Origin of the sequence: Streptomyces hirsutus (assembly GCF_001418415.1) — a bacterium.
In the GTDB taxonomy this organism is placed as follows: domain Bacteria; phylum Actinomycetota; class Actinomycetes; order Streptomycetales; family Streptomycetaceae; genus Streptomyces; species Streptomyces hirsutus.
In genome coordinates this window covers 1-21752 of the sequence record NZ_LIQT01000046.1, presented here as the reverse complement: position 1 = coordinate 21752, position 21752 = coordinate 1, and the positions used below count along the sequence as shown (strand labels likewise).

The 21752-nt window shown below is 71.5% G+C and carries 22 protein-coding genes and 1 pseudogene; 4 read left to right on the top strand and 19 right to left on the bottom strand.

Annotated elements, in window-relative coordinates; translation table 11 throughout:
• Nucleotides 1-35: 35 nt before the first annotated feature.
• The 9 genes and pseudogenes from AOK11_RS04020 to AOK11_RS03985 form a co-directional block, all read right to left on the bottom strand.
• Nucleotides 36-521 carry a hypothetical protein gene (locus AOK11_RS04020; RefSeq protein ID WP_240497215.1) on the bottom strand — a complete coding sequence of 162 codons (486 nt, stop codon included), beginning with the start codon at nt 519-521 and terminating at the stop codon, nt 36-38.
• Nucleotides 522-774: 253 nt separating this feature from the next.
• Nucleotides 775-1062 (bottom strand): annotated as a pseudogene (locus tag AOK11_RS04015) (response regulator transcription factor); the annotation flags it as partial.
• Nucleotides 1013-1183, bottom strand: a complete 171-nt coding sequence (locus AOK11_RS42670) for a hypothetical protein (RefSeq protein WP_157869279.1) — start codon at nt 1181-1183, stop codon at nt 1013-1015. The gene AOK11_RS42670 and the pseudogene AOK11_RS04015, both read right to left, overlap by 50 nt.
• A 68-nt stretch (nt 1184-1251) precedes the next feature.
• Entirely contained in the window at nt 1252-2538 is a 1287-nt protein-coding gene (locus AOK11_RS04010; protein ID WP_055592225.1) for a hypothetical protein, read from the bottom strand.
• An 86-nt stretch (nt 2539-2624) separates the two neighbouring features.
• Nucleotides 2625-3659, bottom strand: coding sequence for an SCO2521 family protein (locus AOK11_RS04005; RefSeq protein ID WP_055592224.1), 1035 nt, complete (start codon nt 3657-3659; stop codon nt 2625-2627).
• 1 nt (nt 3660) lies between these two features.
• Nucleotides 3661-4626 carry an SCO2522 family protein gene (locus AOK11_RS04000; RefSeq protein ID WP_055592223.1) on the bottom strand — a complete coding sequence of 322 codons (966 nt, stop codon included), beginning with the start codon at nt 4624-4626 and terminating at the stop codon, nt 3661-3663.
• Nucleotides 4623-5540 (bottom strand): SCO2523 family variant P-loop protein, encoded by a 918-nt coding sequence (locus AOK11_RS03995; protein WP_055592222.1) that lies wholly within the window; start codon nt 5538-5540, stop codon nt 4623-4625. Before AOK11_RS03995 ends, AOK11_RS04000 begins: the two co-directional genes overlap by 4 nt.
• A gap of 3 nt (nt 5541-5543) precedes the next feature.
• Nucleotides 5544-7385 carry an SCO2524 family protein gene (locus AOK11_RS03990; protein ID WP_055592221.1) on the bottom strand — a complete coding sequence of 614 codons (1842 nt, stop codon included), beginning with the start codon at nt 7383-7385 and terminating at the stop codon, nt 5544-5546.
• A 55-nt stretch (nt 7386-7440) separates the two neighbouring features.
• Nucleotides 7441-8193 (bottom strand): SCO2525 family SAM-dependent methyltransferase, encoded by a 753-nt coding sequence (locus AOK11_RS03985; protein WP_055592220.1) that lies wholly within the window; start codon nt 8191-8193, stop codon nt 7441-7443.
• Between the two features lie 390 nt (nt 8194-8583).
• On the opposite strand from AOK11_RS03985, the gene AOK11_RS03980 reads away from it, so the two are divergent.
• A complete protein-coding gene (locus tag AOK11_RS03980; protein ID WP_055592219.1) occupies nt 8584-9132 on the top strand; it encodes a GNAT family N-acetyltransferase in 549 nt (182 codons plus the stop codon).
• A gap of 31 nt (nt 9133-9163) precedes the next feature.
• Here AOK11_RS03980 and AOK11_RS03975 read toward each other — a convergent pair whose 3' ends face one another.
• Nucleotides 9164-9865, bottom strand: coding sequence for a TerB family tellurite resistance protein (locus AOK11_RS03975; RefSeq protein ID WP_055592248.1), 702 nt, complete (start codon nt 9863-9865; stop codon nt 9164-9166).
• Between the two features lie 183 nt (nt 9866-10048).
• Nucleotides 10049-11770, bottom strand: a complete 1722-nt coding sequence (gene leuA / locus AOK11_RS03970; protein ID WP_055592218.1) for a 2-isopropylmalate synthase — start codon at nt 11768-11770, stop codon at nt 10049-10051.
• A 352-nt stretch (nt 11771-12122) separates the two neighbouring features.
• On the opposite strand from leuA, the gene AOK11_RS03965 reads away from it, so the two are divergent.
• The 3 genes from AOK11_RS03965 (at nt 12123) to AOK11_RS03955 (ending at nt 14987) form a co-directional block, all read left to right on the top strand.
• A complete protein-coding gene (locus tag AOK11_RS03965) occupies nt 12123-13193 on the top strand; it encodes a M4 family metallopeptidase (RefSeq protein ID WP_055592247.1) in 1071 nt (356 codons plus the stop codon).
• A gap of 86 nt (nt 13194-13279) precedes the next feature.
• A complete protein-coding gene (locus AOK11_RS03960) occupies nt 13280-13546 on the top strand; it encodes a protealysin inhibitor emfourin (RefSeq protein ID WP_055592217.1) in 267 nt (88 codons plus the stop codon).
• Between the two features lie 109 nt (nt 13547-13655).
• Entirely contained in the window at nt 13656-14987 is a 1332-nt protein-coding gene (locus tag AOK11_RS03955) for a GH1 family beta-glucosidase (protein ID WP_055592216.1), read from the top strand.
• Between the two features lie 263 nt (nt 14988-15250).
• On the opposite strand, the gene era is transcribed toward AOK11_RS03955, so the two are convergent.
• The 8 genes from era to AOK11_RS03915 form a co-directional block, all read right to left on the bottom strand.
• Entirely contained in the window at nt 15251-16204 is a 954-nt protein-coding gene (gene era, locus AOK11_RS03950) for a GTPase Era (RefSeq protein WP_055592215.1), read from the bottom strand.
• A gap of 160 nt (nt 16205-16364) precedes the next feature.
• Entirely contained in the window at nt 16365-16841 is a 477-nt protein-coding gene (locus tag AOK11_RS03945) for a hypothetical protein (protein ID WP_055592214.1), read from the bottom strand.
• Between the two features lie 249 nt (nt 16842-17090).
• Nucleotides 17091-17444, bottom strand: coding sequence for a hypothetical protein (locus tag AOK11_RS03940; protein WP_055592246.1), 354 nt, complete (start codon nt 17442-17444; stop codon nt 17091-17093).
• A 120-nt stretch (nt 17445-17564) separates the two neighbouring features.
• Nucleotides 17565-17924, bottom strand: coding sequence for an MmcQ/YjbR family DNA-binding protein (locus AOK11_RS03935; RefSeq protein WP_055592213.1), 360 nt, complete (start codon nt 17922-17924; stop codon nt 17565-17567).
• A complete protein-coding gene (locus AOK11_RS03930) occupies nt 17921-19264 on the bottom strand; it encodes a hemolysin family protein (protein WP_055592212.1) in 1344 nt (447 codons plus the stop codon). Before AOK11_RS03930 ends, AOK11_RS03935 begins: the two co-directional genes overlap by 4 nt.
• Nucleotides 19261-19758 (bottom strand): rRNA maturation RNase YbeY, encoded by a 498-nt coding sequence (ybeY, locus tag AOK11_RS03925; RefSeq protein ID WP_055592211.1) that lies wholly within the window; start codon nt 19756-19758, stop codon nt 19261-19263. The genes AOK11_RS03930 and ybeY overlap by 4 nt, the downstream gene beginning before the upstream one ends.
• 12 nt (nt 19759-19770) lie before the next feature.
• A complete protein-coding gene (locus tag AOK11_RS03920) occupies nt 19771-20841 on the bottom strand; it encodes a PhoH family protein (RefSeq protein WP_055592210.1) in 1071 nt (356 codons plus the stop codon).
• Between the two features lie 236 nt (nt 20842-21077).
• The coding region (locus tag AOK11_RS03915) for a carbohydrate kinase family protein (protein ID WP_240497214.1) at nt 21078-21752 on the bottom strand (675 nt) is incomplete at its 5' end.

The following is a 21752-nucleotide window of genomic DNA, read 5'->3' as shown; positions in this document are numbered from 1 at the left end:
GGGCCATGTCGGGCCAAGCAACGGGCCGGACGGCCTCAGTGCCCGGCGGTCGCCTTCACCACCGCGACGGCCACACCGATCCCCGCGTCGACCAGACCGGCCAGCAGCGCCACGACGGTTCCGCCGCCCATCCGCAGGCCACCGACGCACCCCCACAGGAACAGGCTTGCGACCGCCACGCCCGCCGCCGTCTGCAACGCGGCCGGCAACGACATGACCCCCAGCGCGGCCAGGGCGATCATCACGGCGGGCCCGACGGCGCAGGACAGGAGCGGGCTGCTGACGTACAGCGTCCGGCGCAGCTCCCTGCCCCGGGCGAACCGGCCGTGCAGCACGCGGTGCGCCTGAGTGTCCGCGACGAACGCGGCCGCCCACAGGCCCACAGCGGTCGTCAGTACCGTGACCAGGGCGCCGGGAGCTCCGGGATCGGTCGCGGCGAGTCCGACGACCACGGAGATCATCGTGATCGTCGCGTAGATGCGTTCCTTGAGGCGGTCCGCCATCGTCTCGGGTGACGGCACCGGTCGCGAGTCCTCGGTCACTCGGCTCCCACCGGAAGGTCCCGGGGCACGGGTCACCGTTAGGGGACCGACGGCGCGCGTCTCCGGTCCGCTGCCGCGGTGACCAGCATGGGCGCCTCGGCAGCCGGTCACCGGGAGCCACTTCGCGCCCGTCACCCGGCCGGACCACTCCTGCCGCCCGCCCCTGCGGCTCAGCGGTCCGTCACGGTGTCCCCGGCTCGACCAGTCCCGACTCGTAGGCCACGATGACCAGTTAGGCCCGGCCGTGGGCCGCGAGCTTGCCCATGATCCGGCTGACGTGGGTCTTGGCCGTGAGCGGGCTCAGCCCCAACGCCTCGGCGATCTCAGTGTTGTTGAGCCCGCGCGCGACCAGCGCGAGCACCTCCCGCTCACGGTCGGACAGGCACTCGGGACCGGCCGTCACCGGCATCCTCGGACTGCGCAGGAACCGCGCGATCAGCCGTGCCGTGAGCCCGGGTGACAGCAGTGCCTCACCGGCGGCCACGGTGCGGATCGCGTCGAGGAGTTCGGCGGGCCGGGTGCTCGGCGCTGTCGGGCGGATAGTCGACGGCCCGGTTCTGCCGCACCTCGCCGAACTTCCCCGCCAGCGGCCCGGCCAGCACCAGCGCGGCCGGCCACAGCCCGACCGCCACCCAGGGCACCGCCCCGCTCCCGCCCCGCACGTGTCCCTACTCCCCGGGGAGTATCAGGGGCGGGGCGGGGCGGCCGCTCAGGTGCGGTCGACCATCCAGGTGCCGTCCTCCTCGTCGTCGACCCGCACCTCCAGTTCGCGGATGCTCATCCCCGCCTCCCAGAGTTTCCAGAAGCGCTTCATCTGGTCCTGGACATGGTCCTGACGTGCGATGAGCCGGGTTCGGACGTTGACGTCGCGCAGGTCCTGCTCGATCTCGAAGGAGACCTCCTCGTCGTAGACGATGAAGTCGTTGGCGGTGCCGCGCTGGATGTGCGGCGGCAGTTCGGGCAGGACCGCCACCCGCACCTCGATGCGCAGCGCCTCCTGCTCGTCGCACAGCCGCAGCAGCCGGTCGTCGAGTTCGCGGGCGCTCTCCAGCAGGAACAGCCGCCGTACGGGCACCCCGTGCTCCTCGATCGCCTGCTTCTGCGCGTCGAGGTAGCGGCCGGCGGGCTCGCTGTTCCAGAACTCCCGGTCGACGGACGTACTGATGGCGCAGATCGACTGCTCCGCGACGTGGGTGAGGCTGAGCATCCAGTCGTGGTTCTCCCCGTGGCTCTCCACGCTCAGCCGGGTGAGCGCCGACATGTGCTCGATCACCCGCTGCATCTCCAGCCGGATGAAGGAGTAGAGGAGCGGGGATCCGGGCGCCAGGACGTCGGCGAAACGCTGGGCCAGTTCGGGTACGCCGTCCATGCGGACCCGGTCCAGCGGCGGGTAGGGCTGCGGGGACCGGTCCAGCTGGGCGAAGCGGCTCTCGACCAGCTGCTTCATGTCCTCGGCGTGCCGGCCCAGGTCGGTCCGCATCTCCTCGGTGTGCCGGGCGAGACCGGTCTTCAGGGTGTCGTCGTACCGCTGGAGACCGTCCCGCACGGTGTTCTCCACCTCGGTCGCGGTCCCGGTCAGGACGCCCTCCGCCCGCCTCTCCCGTTCCCGCCGGTGCCTGTCCTGCCTCTCCCGCGTCCGCCACTCCCGCGCCTCGCGGTCCGGGCCGAGGACGTACTGGACGGCCACGACGGCACCGGCGCAGAGCGCGGCGGCGGCGAGCTGCCGCCCCGTACCGGCGTCCGGGGCCAGCAGCGCGACGACTCCCCAGGCGAGGAGGCCGAGGACCAGGGCGGCCAGCAGCGGGCGCTGCCATGCGAACGGGGCCGGGCCCGGCCGCCCGCCCGGTTTGCCGGGCGCGTCAGGCGTGTCGCGTGCGGCCGCCGAAGGGGGTAACGCCGTGCTGCCCGGGTCGTCCGGCGGTCCCGCCTGCGCGGGAACCGCCGTGCCGGGTTCGGGCTGGGTGCCCTCGGACTCAGGTGATGGTGCCGTGCTCATCTCGCTCTTCCCCCCGTTGGGATACGCGTCGGTTCGGGGTGCGGAAATGTGCTTGGGGCCGGGTCCGGCGGTTGCCCGGTGTCCGGTCAGGGACCCATGTCCGTCTCCCGGTGGGGGGACGGGATCGCGTGCAGGGTGAGCTGGTCGCGGATGCGCTGCACGAGGGTCTGCCACTGCCGGGTGAAGCCGGGCCGTTCCTCCAGCGCGTCCCAGAGCGGTGCCAGCTCCTGTGTCACCCGGGCCCGCGGCATCCACAGGTGCAGCAGATGGTCGACGGCGGGCCGCAGCGCCCTGACCACGGCGGGAAGCTCCTCGCCCGCCCCCGGACGCTGCCTCGGCCGCTGCCGGGCCGGCGGTGCTCCGGCCGCCCCGGCGCCGGCCCCCAGCCGGATGCCGTCGAGGATGCGGACCACGGTGGTGAGCAGCCAGTCGTGCAGGGCGAGGTCGTCGCAGAGCCCGGCGAGCCCCTCGCCGGGGGTGCCCTCGGGCACCCGGAGCCGTACCGTGCGCAGCTCGTCCTCGGCGAGGGTGAAACGCTCGATCGACGGGCCGGCGCCCGGTTCCGCGGGCAGGGCCACCCAGCGGAGCCGGGTGGGGCGGGACCTGAGGGGCGGCCGGTGGTCGAGCAGAGGGTGGCGCAGCAGCCTGGTGTGCAGTCCGTCCGCGATCAGGCCGACGTCGAGATCGCCGTGCCGTCCGCCGTTCAGCACGCCCTCGGCCACCGCCTCGTGGGGCAGCTTCCCGAGCGGCTCGACCACGCCGGGCCGTACCAGGTAGTGGCCCCACGGCCGCCGGTGGTCGGGGCCGGTGGCGGGCACCATGAAGTAGGCGGAGGCCTGGAGCAGGCGTCCCTCGGTGAGCGCGGCCCGTGCGGCGACCGTGCCGACGACGCGGACCCGGGCGCCGTTGGCGCTGGGCAGGGGGCAGTCGACGCCGGTGAGGGTGTCGGGCGAGCGCCCGTAGAGGTTGGGGCGCTCGGAGAGCAGGACGCGTTCGTCGGCGCGCAGTCCGAGGAGTTGGGCGGCGGCCCGGCTGTCGAGGGCCTGGAGGGCCGGCAGCAGCGAGGTGCGGACCTCGCCGCAGGCGAGCACGACGCGCGGTGCGGTCTTCGCCGGCCCCATGTCACGGCCCCGCGTAGAAGACGTAGGAGACGCGGTCGGCGACCGAGTCGGGGACGGCCACCTTCTCGCCGGCGGACCGGCGGGCGGCCTGGCCCAGCGCCTCGGGGTCCACCTCGGTCTGGTCGAGGATGACGCGGACGGCGTGCTCGACGGGCAGGAACCGGTTGGGCACCACCGAGCAGGTGCGGTACGCGGCGAACGGGTCCGCCCGGGGGTTGAGCCGGAGCAGCGGGGGCAGTTCGTCCCAGTCCTCGGGGAAGCCGTCGGCGGTGTGCGGCTGGGGTTCGAGGACGGCCTCGCCCTCGGTGCGCAGCAGCCCGAGGCGGGCGAGCTGCCACACCGCGGCGAGGAAGGGGCAGGACCAGGTGCGCTGCCCGTCGGGTGCGTCGCTCCAGAGTTCGACGTCCAGGAAGACGGAGTGGCGGCGGGACGCGGTCTCCTTGGGCGGCTGCCAGACGGCGGCCTCCCTCATCGCCTGCGGGGCGCGCGCGACGGGGCTGCGCTCCCCGTTGGCCAGCCAGCCGGTCTGCGCGGCCGGCGGGCGCAGGCCGTAGCTGCCGGGCGGGGGTTCCTCGACGAGCCGGCCGGCCACCGCTTCCGCGACCGGCACCTTGCCGGCGACCGCGCAGCCGGACTCGCGTGCCAGGTAGTCGACGGCCAGCCCGGCCCGGTCCGCCTCCGCCAGCAGTAGCGGGACGAGTTCGGCGGGGCTGGAGAAGCGGGTGAAGTAGTCGTCGATCAGGAAGCAGGTGCTGATCCGGGGGCGTTTGCCGCCCGTCCGGTCGGCCGCCGCGGCCCGTGCCGCGTCCGCCCAGGGCCGTACCTGCGCGAAGTGCCGCCGCAGGTGCTCCGGACCGGCCTCGAAGTCCTCCATGTAGAGGTGGCCCAGCTCCAGGGAGAGGTGGGACAGCGGCACCGCCTGGGTGCGCGGTTCGGCGGTGGTCTCGCGGAACACTGCGTCCGTCATGGCCGCCCCCAGCAGGAGTCGTCGGTCAGGCGTCGCGCGATCTCCTCCAACGCCTCGAGCGTCTCCTTGTTGGCGATCTGGGTGGAGAGCACGTCCTCTTCGGTGATCAGCTGCTCGCGCCACTGCAGGACGGGTTCCAGCGGTACGGCGCCGAGCACCACGCTGTCGCCGATGCGGTGCTCCGCGGCGAGCCGGCGCAGGGCGTCGTCGCAGGCCTGCATCCAGGCGGCCTGGGCGGGCGAACCCTGGGCCCACAGCGGCGAGTCGGGGTCGGGCACGGCGGCCCGTACGAACCGGATGGCGCCGCGCAGGGCCTCCTCGTCGTGCCCGCGGTCGACGCCGCCCCTGATGATGCCGTGTTCCTTGTGGACCAGCCCGGCGGCGGCGATCACGTGCTGCCGGGTCCAGCGGTGGAAGACGAGCCAGCGGAAGGGGACGTAGCGCATCCGGGGGTGGGCGGTCGCCGCCAGGACCATGTCCACGGCGTAGCTGCGCCCGGCGCTGAGGTCCACGATGGTCAGGTCGAACTCGCCGTTCAGCCTGAGCAGGAGGTCGACGCACCGGTCGAGGGTCTCCTCGCCGGTGACGAACTCGCCGCCGCCGGCGTCGCCGGGGAGCAGGGCGAGGCGGCCGGACTGGTTCGGCCGGGCGTGCAGCAGGGGGTGCTCGGTCTGCCGCCAGATGTCGATCCTGGCCGGTTCCGGGACCTCGCCCTCCAGGTAGGAGTGCAGGCCCCGTTCCGCGATGCCGCGCATCGCGCCCGGTACGTCGAAGACGGCGGCGGCCGTGGGCGAGCCGAAGTCGAAGTCCACGTAGGCCACGTGGTCACCGGTGAGGGCGCGCTGATAGGCCAGGTTGGCGCTGGTGACCGAACGGCCCGTGCCTCCCTTGTCGGAGGCGGCGAAGACGAGCACGGCTCACATCTCCTCTGCGGCGGCGCCGCGGGCCTGGGCCAGGGTGTCGAGCTCCTGGAGCACGGGCAGGGCGAGGGCGAACGCGGTGGCGGGCCGCTCGTCGACCAGGTCGCGGGCGCGGTCCAGGCGGCTCTCGATGCTGCGCATGGCCCGGCCCCGGCTGCCGTCGGCGGTGACGGAGGCCTCCAGCTGTTCCTTGCCGAACAGGTGGGCGGCCTCGCTGAGCAGTTCGCGGGCCAGCTCGGCGAGTTCGGGGCTGCGGATGGGCTGCTGCTCGTACAGGCTGCGGGCGGCGACCAGGCACTCGGTGATGCGCTCGGTGATGCTCCAGGAGAGGCGCCGGCCGAGGGCCGCGTCCGGGAAGACGGCCGCCGCGTTGTCCCAGAGGCCGGCTCCCTCGCCGCCCTCGATCCGCCGGTTCCACAGGTGCTCGAAAGCCTGCTCGCCCAGGCGGATCAGGCGGTCCTGCGCCTCGATGTTCCGGGAGAGCGCCGCGAGCTGGATGATCCGCTTGAGCAGCTGGGCGGAGAAGTCGGTCATCCGCCACTCCAGCGGCGCGCCGGACCGCTCGGACCCGGCGAGCGGCATGGTGACCCCCGGGTGGTGCAGCCGGACGGTGGGGTCGTTCCTGGTCATCCGGCTGGTGACGCGGCCTCGGTCGGCGAGGCGTTCCATGATGGCGACGGTGCGGGTGAGGTCGTCGTCGGTCGCCTTCCGGCGGATCAGGTCGTGGACGAGGATGGCCGCCACGGTGAGGGAGAAGTACTCCGACTCCAGCCGCAGACCGGTGGTCTGCCAGGGGAGGTCCTCCAGGGGCCAGCGCTCGGTGCCGAAGCGGGCGATGGCCGACCAGTACTGCTGGCTGAGTTCCCAGCGCAGACGTAACGCCTCGGCGAGCTTCTGCTGGTCCTCGTCGAGCAGTCCCAGGGTGAGGGTGCGCTCGGAGAACAGGTCCTGGATGCCGTCCAGGGCGACGACGGTGAAGTACACGTAGGGCAGCCGGTCGGCGATGCCGTCGGGCTGGCCCGGGACCGGGACGTCCAGGTCGACGACGGTCGGCGCGTCCTTCACCACGCCCCAGGCCCAGCCGCACTCGAAGAGCTGGCTCTCGTCCCGGATGCTCTCGTCGACCTCGATGCCGCGGCTGAGGCTTTCGATGATCGTGGCGCGCAGCGGGCGGAATTTGCGGGAGAACTGCTGGAGCACGGCCCGGTCGGACTGCTTGTTCTGCCCGATGACCTGGATCAGCCGCCGGCCCTGTTCGGACTCGGCGTCGAAGACGTTGACGGTGAAGGAGCGCAGCAGGCTGACCATCGCGGCGGTGAGCCGGGTGTTGGTGGCCTCTCTCAGTTCGCCGAGCGACCTGCGCACCTCGGGCCGGGTGGTGTTCTCCTCGTAGACCTTGAGGAACCCCAGGGTGGCCAGGCACAGCGTGACGGACATGGAGTAGGCGTCGACGACGCCCAACTGGGTTTGTTCGTGGGTGAGTTTCTGCTTCGGGTCGGTCGGCCTGAAGTAGTGCCCGCCGGAGAAGGTGGGGCTGTCGTCCGGCCCGGTGTGGGTGCGCATGAACTGGGACAGGACGGTGATCAGGTTGGGCGGGATCTCGAGCCGGCTGCCGACCCGCTCCAGCGCGCGCAGGACGTCCCGCTCGGTGGTGTCCGGTTGGTCGAGACGGAACGCGGGGACCTCGGTGGCGGGGTACAGCAGGCAGAGCAGCCGCTCCGCGTCCGCGACGGAACTCAGCCCGTCGGTGTCCCCCCAGACGAGCTTTCCGTCGTCGAACGAATGGCGGGCCGCGGCCCGCCAGATGTCCAGCAGATGCTGCCGTGGCTTGATCTGCATCCCCGCACCCCTCGTACAGATCTGGTTGCCCTGTGTTCAGACATGGTCCCCGTTCCTAGGGAACCGCAATCTCCGAATTGCGCCGTCCCAGGGCAAGGATGATTCCCTCGTGTCCCGGCCGCACCATGTGGTGCAGATCGTGGATTTCCAGCTCGGAGGTGAAGGGCTCCAGGCTCTCCCGGACCCGGTCCTCGTTCACCCGGTAGGCCGGATACCGGTGTTCACCGACCTGGTAGCCGACCGACTCCTTCATGAACGCGGCGGCGAAGGGGGCTCCTTCGGTCAGCGCGTCCATGAAGCACCGTACGCCCCGCCGGAATTCGTCGGGGCACTCGGACATCGAGTCCGCGACGAAGAACATCGTCCCGATGTCCCAGCGGCGCTGTCCGTCGAGGTCGAGCAGGTTGGCCCGCTCCACGCGGACGATCTCGCTGAACCGGGTCCTCGGTTCGACGGCGGCGTAGGCGGGGGCCTCGCCCAGCTCGTTCCAGAACGCGTCCCAGGCCTCGTCGTAGCCCTGGGGGGACGTCTGCCGCTCCAGGTACTCGACGTTCGGCTGCGCGTACTCGAGCAGGACGATCTTCTCGCACCACGGGAGCATGGACAGGCCCGGATAGAGGTTCGCGCCGGCTCCGACGTCGACACCTCGCATCGGGTCCGGGACGCCTCCGGCGAAGCACTTGCCGAAGTAGTCGCGCATCAACCGCACGATCAGCAGGTCGACTTCGAGCGGGACGCGGTAGTTGAGGTCGACGTAGACCTCGGGATCGAACTGCGCCCACGGCGCGTCGGCGTTGCGATCCATCATCACCCTGTCGTGTTCCCTGTTCCCGTCAATACCGGACAAAACCCTGCGCTCTGTATGCCTGTCCTCGCGGACATCGGCAGGTGGAGCAGAGTCTGCCGGTATTCGCACGGTAAACCGGTACAGAACACCTGGAGAGCCGGGAACCGGCCAGCCGTGGACGAAGAGGCGCACGACGGGCGCACGTCAGCACTTCGCAGGCAAACCTTAACTCGCCCTTGCTCGCAGTGAGTTGGACGCTCACTGTAGCGAGTTGGAGTAACCGGCCGCCACCGGGTCCCTCATCCTCACGGGTGAGCATCCGCAGGGCTGCCGGTATTGACGGCTGCGTGTTCGCATGCCGTCCGCATGTCCGCGCATCCGAACGTTCCGCACGTCCCGACTGGGGGTTGCATGACCGCCGAACCGCTGGAGCACGCCCTGGACCGCCGTGGGTACCTCAGGGAACCGGACCCGTTCCCCGACCCGCGGCCCCTGGTCCTGCGGACGGCACAGGAATCCGACCTGCCCGAGCTCCGGCGGCTCGACGAGGCGGTCTTCCAGGAGGTCGCGTACCCCGCGTTCCTGTTCCGTCAGCTCTACGACATGTACGCCGAGCACCTCCTGGTCCTCGACGACGGCGAGGGACACCTGCGCGGCTACGTCCTGGCCGCGACCACCGCGCTCAGCCGGGAGAGCTGGATCCTCGGCCTGTGCGTGGCCGAGGAGCGCCGCCGCCACGGACTGGGCCGGGAGCTGATGGTGGCGGTCCTGGCACGGCTGCGCGACAGCGGCATCGAACAGGTCCGTCTGACGGTGGAACCCGCCAACCGCGCGGCCGTCCTGCTCTACCGGTCCCTGGGCTTTCGTCCCGAGCAGCCCGGCGGGGGGCTGCGCCGGGACTACTTCGGTCCCGGTCAGGACCGCCTGATCATGCACCTCGGACTCACCGGATTCCACTGAGCCGGGAGCCGGTCCGGCCCCCGGGGGAGGGTCAGGACGGTGTCCGTGCCGCCGTCAGCAGGCGGGTCACGTCGGTCGCGCAGATGGTGAGGGCGGTGCCGATGGTGGACAGCGTGTCGCGTTCGGCGGGGGTGTAGGGGCCGTCGGCGAGGGCGATGCGGGCACCCTGGAGGAAGATCGATTCGCGGCCCGCGGCGGCGAGGTGCGGGGCCAGCGGGTCCAGGGCCTCGTGCAGTTCGATGGCGAGGCCCGCCGCGCAGGGCTCGCCGGTGAAGCGGCCGGTGTCGGCGGCCAGCGCCTCGACGAGGGCCGCCAGCTGGTCCTGGGTGCAGTCGTCGAAGCCGGCCGCGCGGACGGCGGTCACGGCGGTCTCCAGGGGACCGCGCGCGCAGGTGCCGCCCGCGGCCAGCACCGCGAGGGCGACGGTGTGCACGGCGTCGCGGAGCATCGCGGAGAAGCGGGTGGTGGTGGGGTGGTCCAGGACGTCGGTGCCGAAGTGGCAGCGGCAGGCGGCGCATTCGACGACCGGGCCGGTCGCGCCGCGGGGCAGCAGGGGTACGCCCAGGAGGGCGAAACGGCGCTGTCCGGTCAGCCGCTGGTAGTTGCGGTCGCCGCCGCAGCCGGGGCAGAAGAACTCGCCGTCGCCGACGGCCGTCCACGCGGTCCGGGTGCCCAGCAGGCGCGAAAGTCTGGTGACGGCGGCACGGCCGTCGGGTCCCCGTCCTGGCAGCACGTCGCACCTCCGCATCGCCCCGGCCTCATCGCCGTGCCCCGTGATGTTAGCCACATGGGTGAGGTTGAGTCAGCACCTCGGACGAGACCTTTCCGTGATCTCCACCCGATGTGGCCGGTAAACGACGGGGCCCCGCCCGCCGGAAGTGGCGGGCGGGGCCGTCGAACCCCTCGAAGCGGCTGTTCAGCGGGCCGCCCGGTTGACGGCCGAGACGACCGCCTTCAGCGAGGCGCGCGTGGTGTTCGCGTCGATTCCGATGCCCCACAGAACCTTGTCGCCGATGGCGCACTCGATGTACGAGGCGGCCTGCGCGGAGGCGCCCTCGCTCATCGTGTGCTCCTGGTAGTCGAGCAGGCGTACGTCGATGCCGATGGACTGCAGGGCGTCGAAGAACGCGGAGATCGGTCCGTTGCCACTGCCGGTCAGCACGGTGTCGACGCCGTCCACGGCGGCCTCGACGGTGAGCGTGTCGACGCCGTCCCGGTCGGTGGTGGACTGGCCGTTCTTGACCTGGATGCGGCCCCAGGGGTTGCCCGGGTTGGGCAGGTACTCGTCCTGGAACACCGACCAGATGTCGGCCGGGGTGACCTCGCCGCCCTCGGCGTCCGTCTTGGCCTGGATGATCTTCGAGAACTCGATCTGCATCCGGCGGGGCAGGTCCAGCTTGTGGTCGTTCTTCAGGACGTAGGCGATGCCGCCCTTGCCGGACTGCGAGTTGACCCGGATGACGGCCTCGTAGGAGCGGCCGACGTCCTTGGGGTCGATGGGCAGGTACGGCACCGCCCACTCGATGTCGTCGACGGTGACGCCCTTGGCCTTCGCGTCGGCCTCCATGGCGTCGAAGCCCTTCTTGATGGCGTCCTGGTGGGAGCCGGAGAAGGACGTGTAGACCAGGTCGCCCACGTACGGGTGGCGCGGGTGGACGTCCATCTGGTTGCAGTACTCCCACGTACGACGGATCTCGTCGATGTCGGAGAAGTCGATCTGCGGGTCGACGCCCTGGGAGAACAGGTTCATGCCCAGGGTGACCAGGTCGACGTTGCCGGTGCGTTCGCCCTGCCCGAACAGGCAGCCCTCGACGCGGTCGGCGCCGGCCATCAGGGACAGCTCGGCGGCGGCCACGGCCGTACCGCGGTCGTTGTGCGGGTGGATGGACAGGCAGACGTGCTCGCGGCGGGACAGGTTGCGGCCCATCCACTCGAAGCGGTCGGCGTGCGTGGACGGCGTGGAGCGCTCCACCGTGGCCGGCAGGTTCAGGATGATCTCGCGGCCCGGGCCCGGCTGGTAGACGTCCATCACCGCCTCGCAGACCTCCAGCGCGAAGTCCAGCTCGGTGTCGGTGAAGATCTCGGGGCTGTACTGGTAGCCGAAGTGCGTCTCGGGGCCCAGCAGCTTCTCCGCGTACTCCACGACCAGGCGGGTGCCGTCGACGGCGATCTGCTTGATGTCGTCCCTGGAACCGCGGAAGACGACCCGGCGGAAGACCGGCGCGGTCGCGTTGTACAGGTGGACGGTGGCGCGGTGGGCGCCCTTCAGGGACTCGACGGTCCGCTCGATCAGGTCCTCGCGGGCCTGGGTCAGTACGGAGATCGTGACGTCCTCGGGGATCGCGCCCTCTTCCTCGATGATCGAGCGCACGAAGTCGAAGTCGGTCTGGCCGGAGGCCGGGAAGCCGACCTCGATCTCCTTGTAGCCCATCGTGACCAGCAGGTCGAACATCGCGCGCTTGCGGGCGGGCGACATGGGGTCGATCAGGGACTGGTTGCCGTCGCGCAGATCGGTGGAGAGCCAGCGGGGAGCGGTGGTGATCCGCTTTTCCGGCCAGGTGCGGTCGGGGATGTCGACCTGCTCGTAGCGGCCGTACTTGTGGATCGGCATGGGGCTGGGCTGCTGGCGGTTCGCCATGATGCGTGGGCTCCTCGATGGTCCGCGGTCATCCGGTGGGATCCGGAAGGGACGGCCGACGGCGCAGCGCCAAACTCCGCGGGGAGGGGGTCGGCCTCGACTACAGGCCCTCGCCGCGGCAGCTAAGGAGAAGCAGCCCGAAACGCATGATGCTGCGCAGCTTAACCGAGACGCACTCTCGCGGGAGGGTCCGTATCAGTATGCGGGACCAGAGGGAGAAAGAGGACAAAAAGTGCCGTATACCACTCGGAGGCGTCCCTACGCGGGGATTGGTGGCACATTTCACCCGTCGCGACCGGGGATCCGGTCGCTGATAGTGACATTCGCGTGACGCAGTGCGATGGTGCGGGGCATGACGACCAACGGGGGCTTCGAGCCCGTCTTCTGCACCATCGTCCCGCCGCACGTCCTGGACCGGCTCGCGCAGGCCGACGACCCCGCGCTCGCCGGCCCCGCCCGCCGGACCCTCCAGCGCGACGCCTACGAGCGCACCCAGCGCCGCCTGACCACGGTGGTCGGCGCCGCGCCCGTCGCGCCCCTCGCCGGGGCCGAGTCCGGCAAGCCGCACCGGACGATCCACGACGCCCGGCACCGCACCGCGCTGCCGGGGGCGAAGGTCCGCGGGGAGGGCCAGGAGCCCGGCAAGGACGCCACCGTCAACCGCGCCTACGCGGGCCTCGGCGCCACCTTCGAGCTGTTCCTCGAGGCCTTCTCCCGCGACTCGATCGACGGCTCGGGCCTGCCGCTGATCGCGACCGTGCACTACGACCGCGACTACAACAACGCCTTCTGGAACGGCGAGCAGATGGTGTTCGGCGACGGGGACGGCGAGATCTTCCTCGACTTCACGATCCCCGTCGACGTCATCGGCCACGAACTCGCGCACGGTGTCACGCAGTACACCGCCAACCTGGCCTACTTCGGCCAGTCCGGCGCGCTCAACGAGTCGGTGTCGGACGTCTTCGGCTCCCTCATCAAGCAGTACACGCTGGGCCAGACCGCCGCCGACGCCGACTGGCTGATCGGCGCCGGGCTGCTCGCCCCGCGGGTGACGGGGGTGGCGCTGCGCTCGATGAAGGAGCCGGGCACCGCGTACGACGACGACGTCCTGGGCAAGGACCCGCAGCCCGCCACGATGGACGACTACGTCCACACCGGCCGGGACAACGGCGGCGTCCACATCAACTCCGGCATCCCCAACCACGCCTTCTACCTGGCGGCCACCGCCCTCGGCGGAAACGCCTGGGAGCGGGCGGGGCAGGTCTGGTACGACGTGCTGACCGGCGGCGGACTGGTGGAGGACGCGCAGTTCACGGACTTCGCGACGCTGACGGTGAAGGCGGCGCGGGAGCGGTTCGGCGAGGGCGAGGAGCTGCTGGCGGTGTCGAAGGCGTGGGAGCGGGTGGGGGTGCCGACCCTGTGACGCCGGCAGGGACCGGAGGAGCGCCGGGGCGGCCCGCGGCAGCGCCGGGGTGGGCTGCGGGCCCGTTCCCGTACTAGACAGGAACCATGCGAATTCAGGTGCGGCGTACGGGCGGCTTCGCGGGGATCGAGCGGCAGGCCGAGGTGGACACCTCGGGCCGGGCCGACGCCGGCGAGTGGCACGCCCTGGCCGAACGGGCCGTCACCGCCGGCCGGGGCACACCGCCCGCCGGGGTCCCGGACGGCTTCAGTTACCGGATCACGGTGGACGGGAGGTCGGTGTACTGCGCCGACCCCCGGCTGACCGAGGAACAGCGCGCGCTGATCAGCAGAGTGCTCAAGGAGGGGGCGTAACCTCCCTTTCCCGTAGGGCTGTTGGCCGCCGGTGCCCGCACGGGCACCGGCGGTCCCGGCCCCGCGCGGGCGTTGACTTCCCTCGCCGCCGGTGCGGATGATCCACCCCATGGCGACGACGAACCCGATCCCCCGCTTCCCGGACGGCTTCCTGTGGGGCGTGTCGACCTCGGCGCACCAGATCGAGGGCGCGGTGGACGCACGCGAACCGTCCGTGTGGGACGTGTTCACGGCCGAACCGGGCCGGGTGCGGGACGGTTCGACGGCGGCGGTGGCCTGCGACCACGTGCACCGGTACCGCGAGGACGTGGCACTCCTGGCCGGACTGGGCGTGGACGCGTACCGCTTCTCCGTCTCCTGGCCCCGGGTGCGCGCGCGGGGCGGGCTGGACTTCTACGACCGTTTGGTCGACGAGCTGTGCGCGGCGGGCGTACGGCCGGTGCCGACGCTGTTCCACTGGGATCTGCCGGCCGGTCTGGACTGGCTGGAACGCGGCACCGCGGAGCGGTTCGCGGAGTACGTCGGTGAGGTCGCCGGCCGGCTCGGCGACCGCGTGGAGCGTTGGATCACCCTCAACGAACCCGCCGAGCACACCCTGCTGGGCCACGCGCTGGGCGTCCACGCCCCCGGCCGGCGGCTGCTCTTCGACGCGTTGCCGGTGGCGCACCACCAGCTCCTCGCGCACGGGCTGGCGGTACGCGCCCTGCGCGCGGCCGGTGCCGGTGGCATCGGGATCGCCAACTCCCACGGTCCGACCTGGCCGGCCTCCCCCGACCCGGCGGACGTGGCGGCGGCGGACTTCTACGACACGCTCCTGAACCGCCTGTTCGCCGACCCCGTGCTGCTCGGCCGCTACCCGGACGGCCTCGGCGACCTGATGCCGGGCGATGTCGAGGCGGACCTGAGGATCATCGCGGAACCGGTCGACTGGTACGGCGTCAACTACTACGCGCCGACCCGGGTGGGCGCCCCCCAGGGTACGGAGATCGACTTCGGCGGTGTCCGGATGCCGGCCGAACTCCCCTTCTCAGTAAGGGAGATCGAGGGGTACCCGGTGACGGACTTCGGCTGGCCGGTGGTCCCCGGGGCCCTGACCGAACTCCTCACCGCCTTCCACGCCCGCTACGGCGACCGGCTCCCCCCGGTCGTCATCACCGAGAACGGCTGCTCCTACGAGGGCGTCGACGACCGGGCCCGCATCACCTACCTCGACGGCCACATCCGGGCCCTGCACCGGGCGATGGAGGCGGGCGTGGACGTACGCGGCTACTTCGTGTGGTCCCTGATGGACAACTTCGAGTGGGCGGAGGGGTACGCCCGCCGCTTCGGCCTGGTCCACGTGGACTTCGAGACCCGGCGGCGCACACCGAAGTCGTCCTACGGCTGGCTGCGCGAGGTGCTGGCCGAGCAGCACCGGCGCCGGAACCCGTCCGGCACCTGAAGCCGCCCCGGTCCCCGCACCCGGGACGGCTTCAGGGGCCCGGGCGGCGCAGCTGCTTCGGGTCCCGCTGCCAGTCCTCGGCGGCCTTGACGCGGAGGCCTTGACGCGGAGGCCGAGGCCGCATCGACATGCGGCTACCGCCGCGCGTCAGAACCCCAGCTTCCGCAGCTGCTTCGGGTCCCGCTGCCAGTCCTTGGCGACCTTGACGCGGAGGCCTTGACGCGGAGGCCGAGGCCGCATCGACATGCGGCTACCGCCGCGCGTCAGAACCCCAGCTTCCGCAGCTGCTTCGGGTCCCGCTGCCAGTCCTTGGCGACCTTGACGTGGAGGTCGAGGAAGACGGGGGTGCCGAGCAGGGCCTCGATCTGCTTGCGCGACTTGATGCCGACGTCCTTCAGGCGCTTGCCCTTGGGGCCGATGACGATGCCCTTCTGGCTGGTGCGCTCGATGTAGAGGTTGGCGTGGATGTCGAGGAGAGGCTTGTCGGCGGGGCGGTCCTCGCGGGGGAGCATCTCCTCCACGACCACGGCGATGGAGTGCGGCAGTTCGTCGCGGACACCCTCCAGGGCGGCCTCGCGGATCAGCTCGGCCACCATGACCAGCTCGGGCTCGTCGGTCAGGTCGCCCTCGGGGTAGAGGGCGGGGCCCTCGGGCATCAGCGGGACGAGGAGGTCGGCCAGCAGGTCGACCTGCTGGTTCGCGGTCGCCGACACCGGGACGATCTCCGCCCAGGTGATCCCGAGCTCCTTGCCCAGCAGATCGACGGCGATCAGCTGCTCGGCGAGCGCCTTGCCGTCCACCAGGTCGGTCTTGGTGACGATGGCGACCTTCGGGGTCTTCTTGATCCCGGCCAGTTCCTTGGCGATGAAGCGGTCGCCGGGGCCGATCTTCTGGTCCGCGGGGATGCAGAAGCCGATCGCGTCGACCTCGGCCCAGGTGGTGCGGACCACGTCGTTCAGCCGCTCGCCGAGCAGCGTGCGCGGCTTGTGCAGGCCGGGGGTGTCGACGAGGATCAGCTGCGCCTCGGGACGGTGGACGATGCCGCGCACGGTGTGCCGGGTCGTCTGCGGCCGGTTGGAGGTGATCGCCACCTTCTGCCCGACCAGAGCGTTCGTGAGGGTGGACTTGCCCGCATTGGGGCGGCCCACGAAGCAGGCGAAGCCGGCCCGGTGGACTGCTTCGGCGGGCTGCTCGGATGACTGGGTACGAACACTCATGCCGCCCATTCTCCCTGATCCCCGGAGTCCCGCCGTACCACCCGCCCGCGCCGGGCCCGAGGGCCGGGCACCCCGTGAGATGCCCGGCCCGGGAGACAGCAGGATCAAGCAGCGATCGAGCCGTGGCCGTCCAGGCCTCGAGTGGGGGGCGAGGCCTGGATCAGTCGAAGACGAACGGGCCCGGGGACTGCGGGCCCTGCGCCGTGCATGTGATGGTGATGAAGCCGAACGCGGTCACCTTCAGCGTGCCGCCGAACGCCTCCAGGCTGTCGCCGGACGCCACGGTCCCGGAGAGCGGGCCGACCTCGAGGGCGTCCCCGGTCGCCATGGCCGGGTTCTTGGTGCCCTTGAAGACGGTGGTGCCGCCGCCGGCCTTGACCAGGGTGAGCTGCGAGACGAGCGAGTCCTTGCTGATCGCGAGGGGCGCGGTGACCGCGGAGGTGTTGATGGTGATGGTGGCGGACGTGCCGCTCTGGGTGGCCGTGAGGGTGGCGTCGCCACCGCCCCAGCTTCCGCAGTCGGCGTTGACGGTCGCCGCCCCGGGGGCGACGGCGGCGGCGGAGGGGGCGAAGGCGAGCCCGCAGGCCGCCACGGCGGCGACCAGGGACGCGCCGGTGCCGATTCGTGTACCTCTCATGGAGTCCGGTTCCCTTTCCGTGGGGGGAAACGCCCGGCAGGGAGAGCGGTCCTCACGCTGCGCGGGTCAGGGGAGCGACGGACCGCGTCTGACGGTCCGTCGGGAACAACGGTTCCATTGATGCGCGGGAGGCAGGGGGCGGCAAGGTGGAATTCCGGCCCATTTACCCTCGGTAACATCCGGGGGTTCTCGACGGCTCTCGACGGTTCCCGGCGGTTCTCGAGAGATCTGTCGGAGGGCTCTCGGGGGTCACCCCGCGGGCGACGTCTCCAGGACCGTTCCGTCCGGGGCGGCCAGGAGCACCGGGGTCCCGGGGCCGCCGAGGTCCCGTACCGCCGCGCGGTCCGTGTCCGGCACCGAACCGGCGTCCGTCACCACGGCCGCCGCCTCCAGCGACTTCGCCCCGGACGCCACCGCCATCGCCACCGCCGTCTGCAGGGCGGTCAGCTTCAGGGAGTCCAGGGCCACGGTCCCGGCGACATAGGTCCGGCCGTTCTCGTCCCGTACGGCGGCCCCCTCGGGCACACCGTTGCGGGCCCGCGCGGAACGGGCCAGGGTGACGATCTTGAGGTCCTCGGGGTCGAGCGCGCTGCTGTCGGTCATGGCCCCGAGCATACGGAGCGCGGGCCCGCGAGCCTGCCCCAGGGCCGCTCGCGGCGCCGCGCAACGCCGGGGCCGGGGCCGGGGTCGCGGCGCCGTGCCCAGGGAGCGCGCTTCAACGCCTCACGGACGGTCGAGACGGAGGCGTTCGGCGCGCGGCAGGCCGGCGACGACCAGGTCGTAGGAGTCCTCGACCAGTTCCCGGACCAGCCGGTCCGGGAGGCCGCCGTCGACGGTCACCGTGTTCCAGTGCCGTTTGTTCATGTGCCAGCCGGGGACGATCAGCCCGGGATGCCCGGCGCGGAGCCGGACCGCGTCCTGCGGATCGCACTTGAGGTTGGCCTTCAGGGGCCGTGCGTCCAGGTTCGTCAGGGCGAAGAGCTTGCCCCGGACCTTGAAGACCGAGGTCTCCGGGTTGAACGGGAAGTCCTCCACAACCGCCTCGAAGGAGAGGCAGAGGGCGCGCAGCTCCACCGGGGTCATGCCGACCGCTCCTGCGCTTTCTCCTCCGCCTCGTCCCGGGACGGGTCGTTCGACTCCCCCGGGTCCTCGGGGCCGACCGGCTCCACCAGCACGGTGACGATCTTGTTCCGACGGCCGGCCGCCGCCTCCGCCGTCAGCCGCAGCCGGCGCTCGTCGGGAAGGTCGACCACCGCGGACGCGCCCGCGATCGGCACCCGGCCGAGCCGCTTGGCGAGCAGTCCACCGACGGTCTCCACGTCCTCGTCGTCGTACTCCTCCAGGCCGTACAGCTCGCCGAGGTCGGTGATGTCGAGGCGGGCGGTGACCCGGTAGCGGTCCTCGTCCAGTTCCTCCACCGGCGCGATCTCACGGTCGTACTCGTCGGTGATCTCGCCGACGATCTCCTCGAGGATGTCCTCGATGGTGACGATGCCGGCGGTACCGCCGTACTCGTCGATGACGACGGCGACGTGGTTGTGTTCCTTCTGCATCTCGCGCAGCAGGTCACCGACGTTCTTGGTGTCGGGCACGAAGTACGCGGGCCGCATCGCCGTGGACACCAGCTCGCTCTCCGCGTCCCGGTTGATGTGCGTCTTGCGGGCCAGGTCCTTCAGGTACACGATGCCGACCACGTCGTCCTCGTTCTCGCCGGTCACCGGCATCCGGGAGAAACCGGAGCGCAGGGCGAGGGTGAGGGTCTGCCGGATGGTCTTGTAGCGCTCGATCACCACGAGGTCCGTGCGCGGGACCATGACCTCCCGGACGAGGGTGTCGCCCAGTTCGAAGACGGAGTGCACCATGCGGCGCTCCTCGTCCTCGATCAGGGACTCCTGTTCGGCGAGGTCGACCAGCGCGCGCAGTTCCGCCTCCGAGGCGAAGGGGCCGCGCCGGAAGCCCTTGCCGGGGGTGAGCGCGTTGCCGATGAGGATCAGCAGACTCGGGATCGGGCCCATGATCCGGGCGAGCGGCAGCAGGACGTACGCCGCGGCCGTGGCCGTGTTCATGGGGTGCTGGCGGCCGATGGTGCGCGGTGAGACGCCGACGGCGACGTAGGAGACGAGGACCATGACCGCGATGGCGATCAGCAGGGCCTCGACGGTGCCGTCGAACTGGCGCAGGCAGGCGTAGGTGACCAGCGCGGCGGCGGCCATCTCGCAGCCGACGCGGACCAGCAGCGCCACGTTGAGGTAGCGGGTGGGGTCGGCGGCGATCCTGGCCAGCCGTGCGCTGCCCCGGCGGTCGGAGCGCACGGCCTCCTCGGCCCGGAAGGTGGAGATCCTGGCTATGCCCGCCTCCGCGCAGGCGAACAGCCAGGCGACGACGACCAGGGCGATCGCGCCGAGGACGAGGTGCGGACTCATGACACGGTCGGGGCGGGGGACGGGCCGCTGATGCCCTTCTCCGCGCGCCAGCCGTCGACGATGGCGGCCTGGAGGCCGAACATCTCGGCCTTCTCGTCGGGCTCCTCGTGGTCGAAGCCCAGCAGGTGCAGCACACCGTGGACGGTGAGCAGCTGGAGCTCCTCGTCCATGGTGTGCTGCGTCTGCGCCTCGGCGCCCTGCCTGGCGGCGACCTCGGGGCACAGCACGATGTCGCCGAGCAGCCCCTGCGGGGGTTCGGCCTCGTCCTTCGTGGGCGGCCGCAGCTCGTCCATCGGGAACGACATGACGTCCGTCGGCCCCGGCAGGTCCATCCACTGGATGTGGAGCTCTTCCATGGCGGCGGCGTCCACCACGATCACCGAGAGCTCGGAGAGCGGGTGGATGCGCATCCGCGCGAGCGCGTAGCGGGCGATGTCGAGGACCGCCTGCTCGTCGACCTCGGTTCCGGACTCGTTGTTGACGTCGATCGACATCTGCTGCTCGGTCTACTTCCCCTTGTGCCCGGACCTGCCCCGGCCGCTCTTGTGCGTGCCGTTATCGGTGCCGTGCTCGCTGTCGTACTGCTCGTACGCGTCGACGATACGGCCCACCAGCCGGTGGCGTACCACGTCCTGCGACGACAGCCGGGAGAAGTGGACGTCCTCGAGGCCCTCCAGGATGTCCTGCACCTGCCGCAGACCGGACTTGGTGCCGCTCGGCAGGTCGACCTGGGTGACGTCACCCGTGATGACGATCTTCGAGTCGAATCCGAGCCGGGTGAGGAACATCTTCATCTGCTCGGCGCTGGTGTTCTGCGCCTCGTCCAGGATGATGAAGGCGTCGTTGAGCGTCCGGCCGCGCATGTAGGCCAGCGGCGCGACCTCGATGGTCCCGGCCGCCATCAGGCGGGGGATGGAGTCGGGGTCGAGCATGTCGTGCAGGGCGTCGTAGAGCGGACGCAGGTACGGGTCGATCTTCTCGTAGAGGGTGCCGGGCAGGAAGCCCAGGCGCTCTCCGGCCTCGACCGCGGGACGGGTCAGGATGATGCGGTTGACCTGCTTGGACTGCAGGGCCTGCACCGCCTTGGCCATGGCGAGGTAGGTCTTGCCGGTGCCGGCGGGGCCTATGCCGAAGACGATGGTGTGCTTGTCGATCGCGTCCACATAGCGCTTCTGGTTGAGCGTCTTGGGGCGGATCGTGCGGCCTCGCGAGGACAGGATGTTCTGGGTGAGCACCTGGGCCGGGGTCTCCTGGCCGTCGCTCTCCCCGTTCTCGCTCGCCTTCAGCATCGCGATCGAACGTTCCACCGCATCCTCCGTCATCGGCTGCCCGGTGCGGAGCACCAGCATCATCTCGTCGAACATCCGCGAGACGAGGGCGACTTCCGTGGCATCGCCGACCGCGCTGATCTCATTGCCCCGGACATGGATGTCGGCCCCCGGGAAGGCCTTCTCGATCACGCGGAGCAGGGAGTCGCCGGAACCCAGCACGGTCACCATGGGGTGCTGGGCCGGAACGGTGAGTTGCACTCTCGCCTGTTCCTGCGCGGGGGTGTGAGCTGTGGGTGTCTGAGTCATGGGCCGGCGCTGAAGGCCTGCGATTCCTCCTCGTCAGGGCCGCGCAGCTGAGGGGCGGCCTCGCGACTCCCAGGGTACGACGCGGGGGTGACAACCCCGTAGGCCTTTTCACAGCGGGGTGGTTGCGGGCCGGTGCGCGAGGAGTGACGGAGGGGCTTTCAAAGGCGCCGGGGGCGGCGGCCTGCGGCCGTGGTGACGGCCGCAGGGGGCAGGGCCGCGGAAGAACCGTCGCCCGGTCAGACCGACCGGCCGAAGCCGATCGTCGGGACCGCCCGGCGCAGGGGCCAGGGGCGGATCAGGTCGTCGGGGACCAGGTCCGCCAGGAACGCGTACCGTCTCAGGGCGGCCGGGTCCTGGCCCCGTACGGACTGGACCTCGCGCCACCAGGCGGCGATCTCCGACCAGCCGGGTGCCGACAGGGAGCCGCCGAACTCCTGGACGGAGAGGGCCGCGGTCAGGCCGGCGAAGGCGAGGCGGTCGGCGAGCGGCCAGCCGGCCAGGCTGCCGGTGACGAAGCCGGCGACGAAGACGTCCCCGGCGCCGGTCGGGTCGAGCGCCTCGACGGCGATGGCGGGCACCTCGGCGCTCTCACCCGTGCGCCGGTCCACGGCGTACGCCCCGTCCGCGCCGAGGGTGACGACGGCGACGGGCACATGCTCGGTGAGGGCGTGCGCGGCGGCGCGGGGGCTGGGGGTGCCGGTGTAGCGCATGGCCTCCTCGGCGTTGGGCAGGAAGGCCTCGCAGTACCGCAGGTCGGGCAGCGCGGTCAGGTCCCAGGCGCCGGTGTCGTCCCAGCCGACGTCGCCGAAGACGCGGGTGCCCTGTGCGGCGGCGCGGGCGATCCAGGCGTCGCTGCGGCCCGGGGTGAGGGAGGCGACGGCGGCACGCGCGCGCGGCGGGCAGGGCGGCAG

Excerpts from the sequence above, each read along its gene's own strand:
- AOK11_RS04000 (WP_055592223.1), bottom strand. The coding sequence starts at position 4,626 with ATGACGGACGCAGTGTTCCGCGAGACCACCGCCGAACCGCGCACCCAG.
- AOK11_RS03930 (WP_055592212.1), bottom strand. The coding sequence starts at position 19,264 with ATGAGTCCGCACCTCGTCCTCGGCGCGATCGCCCTGGTCGTCGTCGCC.
- AOK11_RS04010 (WP_055592225.1), bottom strand. The coding sequence starts at position 2,538 with ATGAGCACGGCACCATCACCTGAGTCCGAGGGCACCCAGCCCGAACCC.
- AOK11_RS03980 (WP_055592219.1), top strand. The coding sequence starts at position 8,584 with ATGACCGCCGAACCGCTGGAGCACGCCCTGGACCGCCGTGGGTACCTC.
- AOK11_RS03920 (WP_055592210.1), bottom strand. The coding sequence starts at position 20,841 with ATGACTCAGACACCCACAGCTCACACCCCCGCGCAGGAACAGGCGAGA.
- AOK11_RS04005 (WP_055592224.1), bottom strand. The coding sequence starts at position 3,659 with ATGGGGCCGGCGAAGACCGCACCGCGCGTCGTGCTCGCCTGCGGCGAG.
- AOK11_RS03940 (WP_055592246.1), bottom strand. The coding sequence starts at position 17,444 with ATGACCGACAGCAGCGCGCTCGACCCCGAGGACCTCAAGATCGTCACC.
- AOK11_RS03960 (WP_055592217.1), top strand. The coding sequence starts at position 13,280 with ATGCGAATTCAGGTGCGGCGTACGGGCGGCTTCGCGGGGATCGAGCGG.
- AOK11_RS03945 (WP_055592214.1), bottom strand. The coding sequence starts at position 16,841 with ATGAGAGGTACACGAATCGGCACCGGCGCGTCCCTGGTCGCCGCCGTG.
- AOK11_RS03965 (WP_055592247.1), top strand. The coding sequence starts at position 12,123 with ATGACGACCAACGGGGGCTTCGAGCCCGTCTTCTGCACCATCGTCCCG.
- ybeY (WP_055592211.1), bottom strand. The coding sequence starts at position 19,758 with ATGTCGATCGACGTCAACAACGAGTCCGGAACCGAGGTCGACGAGCAG.
- AOK11_RS03955 (WP_055592216.1), top strand. The coding sequence starts at position 13,656 with ATGGCGACGACGAACCCGATCCCCCGCTTCCCGGACGGCTTCCTGTGG.
- era (WP_055592215.1), bottom strand. The coding sequence starts at position 16,204 with ATGAGTGTTCGTACCCAGTCATCCGAGCAGCCCGCCGAAGCAGTCCAC.
- AOK11_RS03990 (WP_055592221.1), bottom strand. The coding sequence starts at position 7,385 with ATGCAGATCAAGCCACGGCAGCATCTGCTGGACATCTGGCGGGCCGCG.
- leuA (WP_055592218.1), bottom strand. The coding sequence starts at position 11,770 with ATGGCGAACCGCCAGCAGCCCAGCCCCATGCCGATCCACAAGTACGGC.
- AOK11_RS03985 (WP_055592220.1), bottom strand. The coding sequence starts at position 8,193 with ATGATGGATCGCAACGCCGACGCGCCGTGGGCGCAGTTCGATCCCGAG.
- AOK11_RS03935 (WP_055592213.1), bottom strand. The coding sequence starts at position 17,924 with ATGACCCCGGTGGAGCTGCGCGCCCTCTGCCTCTCCTTCGAGGCGGTT.